The organism is Sulfurospirillum multivorans DSM 12446 (assembly GCF_000568815.1).
Taxonomy (GTDB): domain Bacteria; phylum Campylobacterota; class Campylobacteria; order Campylobacterales; family Sulfurospirillaceae; genus Sulfurospirillum; species Sulfurospirillum multivorans.
Genome location: NZ_CP007201.1, coordinates 190,611 through 203,755 on the forward strand (window position 1 = coordinate 190,611; position 13,145 = coordinate 203,755).

Annotated in this window: 13 protein-coding genes; 11 read left to right on the plus strand and 2 right to left on the minus strand. The window is 42.9% G+C overall.

Annotated elements, in window-relative coordinates:
- The first annotated feature begins 1 nt into the window (after position 1).
- The 11 genes from SMUL_RS00990 to SMUL_RS01040 are packed head-to-tail and all read left to right on the plus strand — an operon-like array spanning position 2 to position 12,273.
- Complete coding sequence (locus tag SMUL_RS00990) at positions 2-241, plus strand: NADH-ubiquinone oxidoreductase subunit E family protein (protein ID WP_025343402.1); 240 nt, start codon at positions 2-4, stop codon at positions 239-241.
- Positions 242-1,084: a hypothetical protein gene (locus SMUL_RS00995; protein WP_025343403.1), complete on the plus strand. Its 843-nt coding sequence runs from the start codon at positions 242-244 to the stop codon at positions 1,082-1,084. It begins immediately after the preceding gene.
- A complete protein-coding gene (locus SMUL_RS01000) occupies positions 1,081-3,558 on the plus strand; it encodes an NADH-quinone oxidoreductase subunit G (RefSeq protein WP_025343404.1) in 2,478 nt (825 codons plus the stop codon). Before SMUL_RS00995 ends, SMUL_RS01000 begins: the two co-directional genes overlap by 4 nt.
- Positions 3,551-4,543, plus strand: a complete 993-nt coding sequence (nuoH, locus tag SMUL_RS01005; protein WP_025343405.1) for an NADH-quinone oxidoreductase subunit NuoH — start codon at positions 3,551-3,553, stop codon at positions 4,541-4,543. The genes SMUL_RS01000 and nuoH overlap by 8 nt, the downstream gene beginning before the upstream one ends.
- A 9-nt stretch (positions 4,544-4,552) precedes the next feature.
- A complete protein-coding gene (gene nuoI / locus SMUL_RS01010; RefSeq protein WP_025343406.1) occupies positions 4,553-5,167 on the plus strand; it encodes an NADH-quinone oxidoreductase subunit NuoI in 615 nt (204 codons plus the stop codon).
- Between the two features lie 7 nt (positions 5,168-5,174).
- Entirely contained in the window at positions 5,175-5,729 is a 555-nt protein-coding gene (locus tag SMUL_RS01015; RefSeq protein WP_025343407.1) for an NADH-quinone oxidoreductase subunit J, read from the plus strand.
- Positions 5,726-6,028, plus strand: a complete 303-nt coding sequence (nuoK, locus tag SMUL_RS01020; RefSeq protein WP_025343408.1) for an NADH-quinone oxidoreductase subunit NuoK — start codon at positions 5,726-5,728, stop codon at positions 6,026-6,028. The genes SMUL_RS01015 and nuoK overlap by 4 nt, the downstream gene beginning before the upstream one ends.
- A gap of 2 nt (positions 6,029-6,030) precedes the next feature.
- A complete protein-coding gene (gene nuoL, locus SMUL_RS01025; RefSeq protein WP_025343409.1) occupies positions 6,031-7,887 on the plus strand; it encodes an NADH-quinone oxidoreductase subunit L in 1,857 nt (618 codons plus the stop codon).
- A 10-nt stretch (positions 7,888-7,897) separates the two neighbouring features.
- The gene (locus SMUL_RS01030; protein ID WP_025343410.1) at positions 7,898-9,424 is read left to right on the plus strand and encodes an NADH-quinone oxidoreductase subunit M; all 1,527 of its coding nucleotides are present in this window, start codon (positions 7,898-7,900) and stop codon (positions 9,422-9,424) included.
- Positions 9,424-10,911: an NADH-quinone oxidoreductase subunit NuoN gene (gene nuoN / locus SMUL_RS01035; protein ID WP_025343411.1), complete on the plus strand. Its 1,488-nt coding sequence runs from the start codon at positions 9,424-9,426 to the stop codon at positions 10,909-10,911. Before SMUL_RS01030 ends, nuoN begins: the two co-directional genes overlap by 1 nt.
- Before the next feature lie 39 nt (positions 10,912-10,950).
- On the plus strand, positions 10,951-12,273 hold the full coding sequence (locus SMUL_RS01040) for a tetratricopeptide repeat protein (RefSeq protein ID WP_025343412.1): 1,323 nt from the start codon (positions 10,951-10,953) through the stop codon (positions 12,271-12,273).
- A 14-nt stretch (positions 12,274-12,287) separates the two neighbouring features.
- On the opposite strand, the gene SMUL_RS01045 is transcribed toward SMUL_RS01040, so the two are convergent.
- Both SMUL_RS01045 and SMUL_RS01050 read right to left on the minus strand, forming a co-directional pair.
- On the minus strand, positions 12,288-12,752 hold the full coding sequence (locus tag SMUL_RS01045; RefSeq protein ID WP_084613060.1) for a transposase family protein: 465 nt from the start codon (positions 12,750-12,752) through the stop codon (positions 12,288-12,290).
- On the minus strand, positions 12,674-13,135 hold the full coding sequence (locus SMUL_RS01050) for a transposase family protein (RefSeq protein WP_025343414.1): 462 nt from the start codon (positions 13,133-13,135) through the stop codon (positions 12,674-12,676). The genes SMUL_RS01045 and SMUL_RS01050 overlap by 79 nt, the downstream gene beginning before the upstream one ends.
- Between the last annotated feature and the right edge of the window lie 10 nt (positions 13,136-13,145).

Below are 13,145 nucleotides of genomic sequence, written 5' to 3' on the forward strand. Positions count from 1 at the left end.
GATGCAACGGTATGATTTACGCCATTTAGGGGATGATTTTTACGGACGTATGCTTGAGATTATCGATGAGACAGCCATGGGTGAAGTGTCCATTTTTATGTTTGAGATCGGTGATTTTTCTCCCATTCAAAAAAGTGCAGACGTCATCAAGGAGGCAGGTTGGACACTCATGAACTCGTTGAAATTCAATGAAGCTGACTGGACAATTGTGGTTAAAAAAGTGAAAAGTGAAGTAGCATAGATGGTAAAGAAGCAATTTATAGAAGCCTTAAATCAGCCGAGCCAAGACGCTTTTGCGTTTACATGTAAAGAGTTTGATCTTATTATTTGTCTAGGAACGCTTCCTTCTCGCCATGACACAACACTCTTGGAAGATTTGAGTGCGAGTGAGGCTAAAGTGGTCTATCTCTTTACGATGGAAGATTCCGATTTGGTTGAAAAAAGTACTTTTTTTAGCCGCTATGAAGTGGGTGCAGAAGAGGGTGTATTGGCACTTCTTGCCAAAAGTTTTCTTTTACATGTAAAGCTTCCAGAAACTGTTCAAAACTATTTTGAAGAACTCGATGAGGGTTACATCAGTGCGGAGAGCAATCTAGGCGAAGAAGAGATTGAAGAGATCGAAGCGTTGTATCAAGAGGCTAACCGTGTGCTGATTGTTTTAGGTGATGATCTGATACGTCATCCACAAGCTGCTTCTATTGCACATCTTGCAGGATTGATCGCAAAGTTTGGCAAAGCGAAATTGCTTGTTGTGGGTAGCACACCTGAAATGATTGTCTCATCACACAATGAGAGCGTTTTAGGCGCAGTTGAAAATCTGAAAAGTTTTGATGGGGTTGTGGTTTACCAATGCCCTGTAACGCAAGCGGATGAAGAGCAACTTCTCATCGGTTCCGCCCAGTTTCAAATGGCAGCCAAAGTGCAAAACAACGACAAAATCACGGTTGCCATCAACCAAGAGGTCTATCCGCGCACCTTTGTTCGCGACGATAGTTTAAAAGGCGTGATCGCTTTAATGCCCTGTGCGAAAGCGGACTCTAACTATCCCTACCATGTAGTAAAAATAGTGAAGGCAGAGCAATGAGCGATGTTTTAATAACCATAGATGGAAAACAGTGTACCGCGACAGAGGGTGAATACGTTTTAGGCGTTGCGCGCAGAAACGATATTTTTATCCCAGCGCTCTGTTATGTAACGAACTGTTCACCAACGCTTGCGTGTCGTTTGTGTTTGGTGGATATCGATGGCAAAAGGGCGTACAGTTGTAACGCACGCGCCAAAGAGGGCATGAACGTTATCACGAAAACGGAAGAGATCGAAAAAGAGCGAAGAGCGATCATGGAGATTTATGACATTAACCATCCTTTGGAGTGTGGTGTCTGCGACCAAAGTGGTGAATGCGAACTGCAAAACTACACCTTGCATATGGCTGTGGACAGCCAACACCACTGCATCGCCGACACGCACCGCCCAACCAAACAGTGGGGTAAAATCCATTACGATGCATCACTCTGTATCGTGTGTGAGCGTTGTGTCACGGTGTGTAAAGATATGATCGGCGAATCAGCCCTTAAAACCGTTCCTCGCGGTGGTGCTGAGCTTGATAAGGCATGGAAAGATAAAACCGAAAAAGACGCCTATGCGATGTGGAATAAACTCCAAAAGTCGATCATCGGTATTGCCAGTGGTGCTGAAACACTCGACTGTACACAGTGTGGCGAGTGTACGGCGGTATGTCCTGTAGGAGCGCTTGTTAGCTCAGACTTCCAATACACGTCTAACGCATGGGAACTTCAAAAAATCCCAGCGTCTAATCCGCATAGCAGTGATTGTTCGCTTCTTTATTACGATGTCAAACACACCAGTACGAGTAATCCTGAACCTAAAATTTACCGCGTCAATAGTGACCATAACTACGCGCCCCTTCATGCGGCAGCTCGTTATGGTTTTGACTTCCAAAACGAGGTTACATGTAAAGATGAAAGTGCGTTTGCACGGGTGGTTGAACTGCTTCAAACCAAAGTTGATACCATCGTTTTTGACAGTTACATTACCAATGAAGAAGCGTTGATTTTACAAAAACTCAAAGAGAAATTTGGCTTTAAGTTAGTAAACGAAGATGCCAAAGCGTATCAAAACTTCCTCAAACATTTTGCAAGTACATCAGGTTCAAATCTCTACAGTGGCGATTTAAAATTTATTTCTGAAAGCAATTTTGTCGTAAGCTTTGGATCTGCGATTAAAACTGATAGCCCTAATGCAGGGTATGCGATGAATAATGCGATTGGTATGAACAAAGGTGCTGGACTTTATTTCCACCCTGTGGCAGACCCCATCGTTTCGGCTTACTCAAAAAATCTTCTTAGTATCACTCATAAAATTGGCGCAGAAGAAGCCATCGCTTATCTTCTACTTGACCTTTTTGGTGATAAAGCGGCGATGCCAAAAGGTGTCGTTGACTATCTTGCCTCTTTTCACGCAGTAGAGAAAAAAATCATTCAAGAGAGCGTCAAAGAAGAGATCAAAGAGATGGTCAAAGACGAAGAGAGTGGCGAAGAAAAAGAGGTTGTTAAAACCATCACGAAAATGGTGGAGACCGAGATTGAAGTTGACACCAATGCGCTTCTTGAGATGATTGGTGAGGAAGTGGATTTGGTTGAGAAAATTACTAAACTGCTGGATAAAAAAGATAGCTTTAGTTTGATCGCGGGCGAAGACCTTTACACGCATCCACGAGCGGAAAATATCGCCAAACTGTTAGGCTTGATTGAGCGTTTTACCGCGTTTAAACTGGTCATTATTCCTTCACGTACCAATACATTGGGTATTTCGCTCATCTGTGATTTGGACGATGTAAAAGGAAACTTTAGTCTAGGCTATAACGTGAAAGGTGATTTTACGCTGAGTAGTTTGGGTAAGGGTGATTTGGATATGCCAGCCCTTAATCAACAAGAAGGAACGTTTACGTCGATGAACAAATGCGTTGTTCCTACCAACGCGGCACTTGCTTTTAAAGGCTATTGTCTTAATGATATTGCTAATGCCGTGGGCTTGGAAGCGGAGTGGACGATTGATTATACGCCTTATTTACCGAGTGAAAAAGGTTTTAAGAAAGAGAAATTTGATACCTTGCCGAACCGTTTTGAAAACGATGGTACTGAAAATCGTGGCTACGCCCTTGAGCCTCAAACGTTTACATGTAAAGATAATGTTGAACCAATTGCAAGCTTTACATGTAAAGAGGGCGATGTGGTTTACCGTGCTAATCCAGTATATCAATTTAGCGCCTTCACCAACAAAGCGCATCAACTCAGTGAAGCAGGAGCGCTGTACGCATCGACGGCATTCTTAGAAGCTAAAAATCTTCACGATGGTGCAGTCGTTACCGTGGAAAATGAGGCAGGTGCGAAGTTGGTTATCGCTGTAAAAGAAGAGAAGATGATCGATGGATTGATCGCGTATCTTCCAACGTTCGATACCAAAATCGATACCGCACCGTTTTTTAAAGAGGGTTACCGATTCGCTCACGTCGTGATTAAAGGAGTTGAACATGTTTGAAACAGCCGTTTTGGTTGAAACCATTGTCAAAGCCGTCATTGTTGTTGCGGTGGTTGCAGGTATGGCAGGGTTTGCGACGTTTATTGAACGAAAAGTGTTAGCCTTTATGCAACGCCGTCTAGGACCCATGAATGTGGGCCCGTATGGGTTATTACAACTCGCAGCCGATGGTATTAAACTCTTTACCAAAGAGGACATTGTCCCTCAAAATGCGGTCAAGCCTATTTTTATGATAGCCCCCGTGATTGCTGCAACAACAGCGTTTGTGGCGATGGCAGCGGTTCCTTATTTTCCTGAATTCACCCTTTTTGGCTATGTGATTCATCCGATTATCTCCGACATTAACGTAGCACTTTTGTATGTGATGGGCGTGGCATCGGTGGGCATTTATGGTCCACTACTAGCTGGTATGAGCAGTGCCAATAAATGGTCACTTTTAGGTGCGGCACGCGCTGTGGTGCAGATGCTCTCGTTTGAAGTGGTCACGGGTTTATCGGTACTTGCACCGATTATGATGATAGGCTCTTTATCACTGATTGATATTAACGATTACCAAAGTGATGGTCTTACCAGTTGGCTGATTTGGAAGCAACCTTTAGCCTTTATTTTGTTTGCGATGGCGGGATTCATGGAGACCAATCGTGCGCCTTTTGATACGATTGAGTTTGAAGCCGAAGTTGTGGCTGGGTATGCGACGGAGTATTCAGGTATGCGTTGGGGACTCTTTTTCATTGGTGAATATGCCAATATGATCACGATTTCAGTCCTTGTCAGCATCCTCTTTATGGGCGGCTACAATTCACTTTGGTTTATTCCAGGAGCCGTGATGATGTTAGTGAAAGTCTCTTTTTGGGTCTTTTTATTTTTATGGGTAAGAGCAGCATGGCCACACATTAGACCCGATCAGTTGATGTGGGTCTGTTGGAAAGTCTTAATGCCTTTAGCGGTGATTAACATCTTAATCACTGGCTTTGTGCTGATTTAGGAGGATGAAATGGAATTAAAAGATTTTAAGCAACGTAATATTTCTCCTGGATACATCTTTCTTGAGGGTGAAAAAGCACCTGAAAATGGGTGGCAAGCGTTTCAAAAAGTGGTCAAACGAACGCTCAAAGGCGAGCTTTTTGTTGGTCTTTGGATAGTGTTTCGAGAGATGATTCGTTTTGACATTCACACGATTCAGTACCCTGCCGAAAAAATGGAGATGAGTCCACGCTATCGTGCCATTCATCGTCTGCTTCGTCTGTTTGAAAGTGGTAGTGAGCGCTGCATTGGGTGTGGGTTGTGTGAGAAAATTTGTATCTCGAATTGTATTCGCATGGACACGCACATTGATGAGAAAAGCCGAAAAATGGTGAGCGAATACAGCATTAACTTTGGGCGTTGTATCTTTTGTGGGTATTGCGCTGAGGTCTGTCCTGAACTTGCCATCGTGCATGGGGTAGAGTATGAAAATGCCAGTGAACAACGCGCTCATTTTGGTCTCAAAGAGGATATGTTAACCCCGCTTGATACCTTTAGAGCCAACGAACAAAAAGAGTTTCCAGGGTTTGGTGCATTAAGTGATAATGCCGATGAAGCTGTGAAACAGACACCATTAGCGTATTGAGGTAGCCATGTATGAAATTATAGCATTTTATGTTTTTGCCGCATTGACCATCGGTATGTTTAGCATTGTGGTGACGAGTCGTAATGCCCTGTATGCGATGAGTGCATTAGCGGGCGGAATGATCTTCATCTCGGGCTTCTTTTTCATTTTGGATGCCGAGTTTTTAGGGGTCGTTCAAATCGTCGTTTATTCGGGCGCTATTATGGCACTTTACGCGTTTGGTATGATGTTTTTTGATACAACCCGCGATGTTTCAGAGAAAATGCGCTCCAAAAGAATCGCCTACAGCCTCTCCCTCTCCAGTGCGGTTTTGATTGTCGTCATTTTATGCGCACCGCTTGTGGGCGAGAGTGTGGAAGCACTGTATCCTAGCATCGAGGGTGTAGGCAATGTTCAGATGATCGGCGTTGTGCTCTTTACCAAATACTTAGTTCCGTTTGAGTTAGCCGCCATCATGCTTTTGGTTGCGATGATCTCAGGCATTGTGCTTGCGAGTAAAAAGATGGATGAGTATTTAGCCATCGAAGATGAAGATCTTGAAGATGTCAAGGAGGGCAGATGATCACCTTAACACACTATTTTATTTTAACAGGTATTCTATTTTCCATTGGGCTTGTCGGTGTGATGCGACGAACGAACCTTTTAATGCTTTTTTTCTCAACCGAGATTTTGCTCAATGCGATTAACGTAGGGTTTGTAGCGGTTTCAAAATATTACAACGATCTGAGCGGTCAACTTTTCGCCTTTTTTATCATTGCCGTTGCGGCAAGTGAAGTTGCCGTGGGGCTTGGACTTCTCATCTTGTGGTACAAACGCAATGGCTCGGTTGATCTTAACAGCCTTCAAACGATGAAAGGGTAAGCATGGAAAATTATCTTTATACCGCACTCTTTGCACCCTTGGTAAGCTCACTGTTTGTCGCCTTGTTTGCGGCACGCCCTAAGATGCTTTTTACGGGCATTGTGGCTTCTCTTCTTATTGCGATTTCGATGATTGCCTCCTTTGTGTTGCTCATCGATGTGAACACGTATGGCCCTTTACATGTAACGATGATGGACTGGATTGCCGCGGGCAATTTGGACGTTCCGTTTGGCTTTGTGGTCGATGAAATTTCTGTCATTATGATGGTCACCGTCACGCTGGTTTCAACCATCGTTCATATCTATTCGATTGGGTATATGGATTACGATAAGAGCTTTAACCGCTTTTTCTCTTACCTTTCCGCCTTTGTTTTCTCGATGATGATTTTGGTCATGAGCGATAACTTTGTAGGGCTTTTCATTGGTTGGGAAGGCGTGGGACTGTGTTCATGGCTCCTCATTGGTTTTTGGTACCAAAAACACTCTGCCTCTTGGGCGGCGAATGAAGCGTTTATTATGAACCGAATTGCCGACCTTGGCATGTTGATGGGTCTTTTTCTGATCTACTGGAGTGTGGGATCATTCCAATACGATGAATTTTTTGCCAGCGTAAAAACGATGGATTCTACGCTTCTGACAACGATTGGTATCTTCTTATTTATCGGTGCGATGGGTAAATCAGCACAGTTTCCCCTTCACACATGGCTCGCCGATGCGATGGAAGGTCCAACACCGGTTTCAGCACTCATTCACGCGGCGACCATGGTAACCGCAGGTGTTTATCTGGTTATTCGTTGTGGCGAACTCTATGCCCTTATCCCCGATGTGGGCTTTGCAATCGCATCCTTAGGCGCATTTGTCGCACTCTTTGCCGCTTCAATGGCATTGGTCAATAACGATCTTAAACGCATTATCGCCTACTCAACGCTTTCACAATTAGGTTACATGTTTGTGGCAGCAGGACTGGGTGCCTACTGGATTGCACTGTTTCACTTGATGACACACGCCTTCTTTAAATCACTTCTTTTTTTGGGTGCGGGTAATGTGATGCACGCGATGCACGATGAACTCAACATCAAAAAAATGGGTGGGTTGTATGGTTCGATGAAAGCAACGGCTATTTTGATGAGCGTGGCTTCGGTGGCATTGGCGGGAATTTATCCTTTCGCTGGCTTTTTCTCCAAAGATAAAATCTTGGAAGTTGCCTTTAATGAAGGTGCATACTTTTTATGGTTTGCCCTTTTCATCGGTGCGGGACTCACTGCATTTTACAGTTTCCGTTTGGTAATGCTCGTTTTCTTTGGCGAAAAAGAGCATGTGAAGTATGGCATTCATCCGCATGAAGCGCAACCGTTTGTCATTTATGCCCTGCTTCCTTTAGGGCTCTTAGCTATTGTGGCAGGATTTCTAGAACATACGTTTGAAGGGTTTGTAACGCGTCTTTTGGCACAGTATGAGATTCACATCGAACACGGTACGGAAGTGTTGCTCATTGCCGCCACATTGGGAATTGCGCTCAGTGGAATTGCTTTTGCAGTTTACATGTACAGGCACGGAGGTTTCCCAAAATCGTGGGAAGAACGTTTTTGCTACAAACTTTTAAGCAACCAATACTATATACCCAAACTCTATGAACTCTATATTATGCGTCCTTTTAGTGCTTTAGCAAACTTTGCATGGCAAAAAATTGATACGAAAGTGGTGGATTTAACAGTGGATTTAATTGCTAAAATGGTGTACTCCACAGGTGAAAAAAGCAGAAAAATGCAAAGTGGTAACCTCTCTGATATGCTCAGATGGATGGTGGTTGGTATGATTGGCTTACTCATTTTAGCCTTCGTTTATAGACCGATGGTTTAGGGAGTAGAAGATGGAACATATTTTATCACTTCTTGTATTTTTCCCTGCAATTGCAGGGCTCTTAGGCTTTTTGGTCGTTAAAGAGAGCATTCGAGCGTATGGTATCAGTGTCAGTGCGATTGAGTTTTTTCTCTCGATTATTTTATGGATTGGCTATGATGGTTCCAATGCTGGCTATCAATTTGTCGAGTATTATCCTTTTATCTCAAGCTATGGTATGAGTTATTATCTTGGCGTGGACGGTATTTCCCTTTTCTTAGTGATCTTATCGACCTTTATTACGATGATCGCACTTATTGCACTGAGTATCGAAAAAGAGATTAAAAACCTTATCATCTCCGTGCTCTTTTTAGAGATGACGATGGTGGGCGTATTTGTGATCTTGGATGTGATTTGGTTCTACGCCTTTTGGGAACTCTCTTTGGTGCCGATGCTCTATATCATTGGTGCGTGGGGAAGTGCGAACCGTATGTACGCTTCGATAAAATTCTTTCTCTACACCTTTGCAGGCTCCGTTTTAATGCTTGTGGGCATTTTGTATATGGGCTTTTTATACCACGAGGCAACGGGTATTTGGAGTTTTGCATTGCCAGATTGGTATTTGTTGCAAGTACCATTTGAGACGCAACTGTGGCTTTTTGGAGCGTTCTTCTTAGCGTTTGCGATTAAAGTGCCGATGTTCCCGTTTCATACATGGCTGCCTTATGCGCACGGTCAAGCCCCAACGATTGGTTCGATCATCCTTGCAGCCGTGCTTCTTAAAATGGGAAGTTACGGTTTTGTCCGTTTTTCACTCCCGCTATTTCCGGATGCGTCGGTCTATTTTCTGATCCCTGTGGCGGTGATTTGTATCATCATGGTGATTTACGCGGCGATGATTGCGTATGCACAAAAAGATATGAAACAGGTGATTGCCTACAGTTCGATTTCGCATATGGGTATTGTCATCCTTGGAACGTTTGCAATGAATGCTGAGGGCATTACAGGCTCCATCTTCTTGATGCTGAGCCATGGTATTGTCAGTGGCGCTCTGTTTATGCTGGTGGGGGTCATTTACGATCGCCGTCATACGAAGCTTATGAGTGATTTTGGAGGTCTGGCTTCCGTGATGCCAAACTTTGCAACCATCTACGGCATTATGCTGATGGCCTCTGTTGGACTTCCTCTTTCCATCGGATTTGTTGGGGAGTTTTTATCCTTAGCAGGGTTTTACCGCATTAGCTGGGTAATGACATTGTTGGCGGGAACGGGCATTATTTTGGGTGCAGTTTACATGCTCGTTTTGTATAAAAAATCTTTTTTTGGTGAAGTCGTGCATGCTGAGAATAGAACCCTCAAAGATCTTAACGCAAAAGAGTTAACGGCACTGATTCCGTTAGTGGCACTGGTCGTCATTTTGGGTGTTTATCCCAAACCCGTACTCAGTGTGATTGATATGAGTGTTCAAAAGATGCTGGTACTCATGGATCAAAAAGCGGTTGTGCAAGAGACAAAAGATCTGTTGTTTAAAGCCAATACGATAGGAGGAGCCTACTAATGTTAGAGCCTATTATCATTGATGTCGCAAGCCTCAATCTGCCTGCGCTTCTTCCTATGGCAATTCTTGTTGTGGGTGCCCTAGCGGTTATTTGTGCTGATTTAGCGGTTAAAGGGCTCAATCGTAGTTTTTTAACGATGATTACAGTGCTCTTCATTATCTTGGATTTTGGCGCGGTGATTGGCTACACAGGTCCTTCACGTGGATTTTTTGATGTGCTTTTGGTCGATGGCATTGCCATAATGGCACAAGTGATTATTTTAGTCGCTTCGGCTCTTTTCTTACCGCTCTCGTTAAGTCATCGCCACTTTAGAGAGTTTCGAATGGCAGAATTTTACGCCCTCTTTATGTTTATGATCGTAGGGTTCCAATGTATGGTGGTCAGCGACAATCTCATTTTGATTTTTATTGGATTAGAAACTTCAAGCCTTGCGCTTTACACACTCATTGCGCTACACAACCGTGCTAAAGCCTTTGAAGCAGCGATTAAATACTTCACTATGGGTGCATTGGCGGCTGGATTTTACGGAATGTCCGCACTTATTTTTTATGCTCTCACGGGGAGTGTTGAGATTTATCAGATCGAAAAAGTACTGATGGCGCGTCATTTTGAGCCACTTATTGGTGTGTTAGCGGCAACGGTATTTATGTTAGGTGCGCTTGGATTTAAACTCTCCTTGGTGCCATCACACACATGGACACCTGATGTGTACGAAGGAAGTTCAGCACCACTGGCTGGGTATATGTCCGTTGTACCAAAAATCGCAGGATTTGTGGTCGCAATGCGTCTGTTTGAGATGCTCGTAGCTTCGGGTGTGGTATGGGTAGAGCACATTCTTTACGTAGCCGTAGTGCTCACAATGACGTTAGCCAATCTTACAGCTCTTGTGCAAGAAGATGTCAAACGAATGTTAGCCTTTAGCTCCATTTCGCATGCGGGCTTTATGATGGCAGCCATTTTAATCGGAACAACCCAAGCCAATACTGCTCTTTTTCTCTATTGGACGCTTTTTATGTTTACCAACCTTGGCGCATTTACAATGCTTTGGATTGTCCGACATCGTAAAAATCTTTGGGATGAGCGTTATCAACACCCCTACACCAAATTTTCTGGCTTGGTCAAGATTATGCCTACAACGGCAACGATTATGGGTATTTTCATGTTTGCACTTGCGGGTATGCCACCTTTTTCTGTCTTTTGGGGTAAGCTCTATCTGATCAGTGCTGCGATTAACAGTGAGTTTATTTTCTTAGCTGTTATCATCGCGCTCAACAGTGCTATTGCGGTGTACTATTACATGAAGTTGGTCATTTACATGTTCTTAAAAGAGCCTGTCACTATCGATGCAAAGTTGTATGCCACCAATGCGTCAACCCCATTAAAAGTTATTGTGGGTGTTGCGGTTATTTTCACTATTTTTGCGATTGTTTTCGTGGATCCTTTATTAATGGTTATTACCAAATATGTGATCGCTAGCGGTTTTTAATAAGGGGTGAAAAACCCCTTATTTTGCTATAATGCACGCATGAAATCTATTTTAATCTTCCTTTTAGCATCGGTACAACTCTTCGCTTTGGAGATTGTTTTAAACAGTGGAAAAGAGAGTAGGGTGAATTACGCCATCTTACATGTAATGGATGCAAAGCCCTTTTTATGCCAAACAATCCCTGATGCCCTCGATAAAAAACACTACATTTGTACGATCAATCGACCCATTGACAAACCCATAGATTCGAAGAAAATGAAGCTCGTAGAGCTTGATTTTTATGAAAAAGAGGGTCTGTTTTATGTCGCGATTGAGCCAAAAGTCGATTCAAAACTGATCCCTGTGGAAGAGAGTCTTTATACGACCAGTGAGATTTTAACGAAACCTCAAGAGAAGCTTTATTCCCACTGGACGATTCTCTTGCAAGAAAAACCCCTTTATGAAGAGAAGAGTGTTCAAGATGGAATTGACTTTCCTGTTGAATTCCCCAAATATCAAAAGCCTTACATCGGCGCACTTGATCTCAATGGTGCTCCTATTTCATACGCACAAAGCAAAGATATAGGGCTCTATTTAGAGATTAAGAAGGCGTATGAGAGTGGTTATTATGATAATGTGGTGAAAGATGTCAAACGTGTTTTAACGCTTTTTCCTAACTCGATTTTTCGAAGTGAACTGGAACTGTATCAGATGCGCGCCATGGATAAAGTCTTGAGCGCTAAAGGTGAAGACAAATCCGATAATCTCGCTTTCAATGAAAATGACATTATCACTGTGGGTAAACGGTGGACAAAAGAGTTTGCCAGCGATGAGAATATTCCTGAAGTGTTAATGTTGATGACCAAAGCGTATATCAAAAGTGGCTCTAAATCGGATACCAATTATTTTATTGATATTTTAATCAGCGAGCATCCCGATAGTCTTTTTACCAAACGTGCCATTTTGCTCTATGCCGATAATCTTTTCCTTAAAAAAGAGAAAGATAAGGCGATGAAACTCTACCTCGATGTTCTCTTTAGCGCGCAAGATTTGGACATAGCATCCGAAGCGGCGATTCGCTTGAGTGATCATCAGATGGATGCGGGTAAGATGAAAGAGGCTAAAGAGTATCTGCTAAAAGTGCTCAATGTCAATGCGCAGTATCTTCTTAAAGACAAAGAGGCCAGTTATAAGTTAGCACGAAGACTTTTTGAACATCGGCTGTATGACTTAGCGGCGAAGATTACCGATTTGCTCTTAGATAACGCATCGAAGCGAGAGGATAATCGAGAGCTCTTACTTAAAGAGAGTGGAGATTGGCATGCCAAAGCCAATGAGGTGGAAGCGGCACATGCACGCTATCAAGAGTATTTAAATGATTAGACATCTTGCAAAACTCATTTGTATTCCACAGCAAAACCACGGTCAAAGTTGATTAATCCACATATCAAATTAAAGCGTAGATTGAATCGTTTTCTTCTGTTTCTGTATTTTTGGGTGAGTATCTGAAATGTTTTGATTTTAGCATTCACATGTTCAACACATATTCTAGCACTTGCTTTTTGTCTGTTTTCCTCTTTTTGCTCCTCACTCAAAGGATGAAGTTTGGAGGCTTTATGGGGAATTTGACAATGGCTATGTTCTTTGGCAATACCCAGATATCCCAAATCAACATAAACACAGGTCTTGGGCATCAAGGGGAGATTAGATTCTTGAAACAGTCTAAAATCATGTGTCGTACCTTTAGCGGTATGCACACACATAATCCTCTCCTCTTTATCAATCACAATCTGTCCTTTAAGGGTATGACGCTTTTGCTTACCTGAGTAGTACTCTCTTTGCTTTTTTTGGGTCTTTGACAAGGCGTTTCTGTCGCATCAATGACAACAAAAGAGAGGGCAACATCACTTTTATAGAGTTCTCTCTTGCTTGGCAATGAAAATCTACCAGACTTAATCAACACTTCTTCTACTTCACATACAATCCTTGAAGCCGTTGATTCACTCACACCATAATCAAATCCAATATGTTCAAGGGTGCGATACTCACGATAATAGCCAAGCATCAAAAGTACTTTATTTTCTGGTGAAAGAGATCTCCTCCCTCCTACACCTAATCCTTTTTTACGATTCTCATCGTATTGCCTAAACACCTCTATCATTGCGTTAAATGTCTCTTCATTAACGCCAATATGGCGCTTAAAATCTTTGGGTTTATGCTTTTGCATTTGTTCATATTTTTTCATGCCTCTTGCC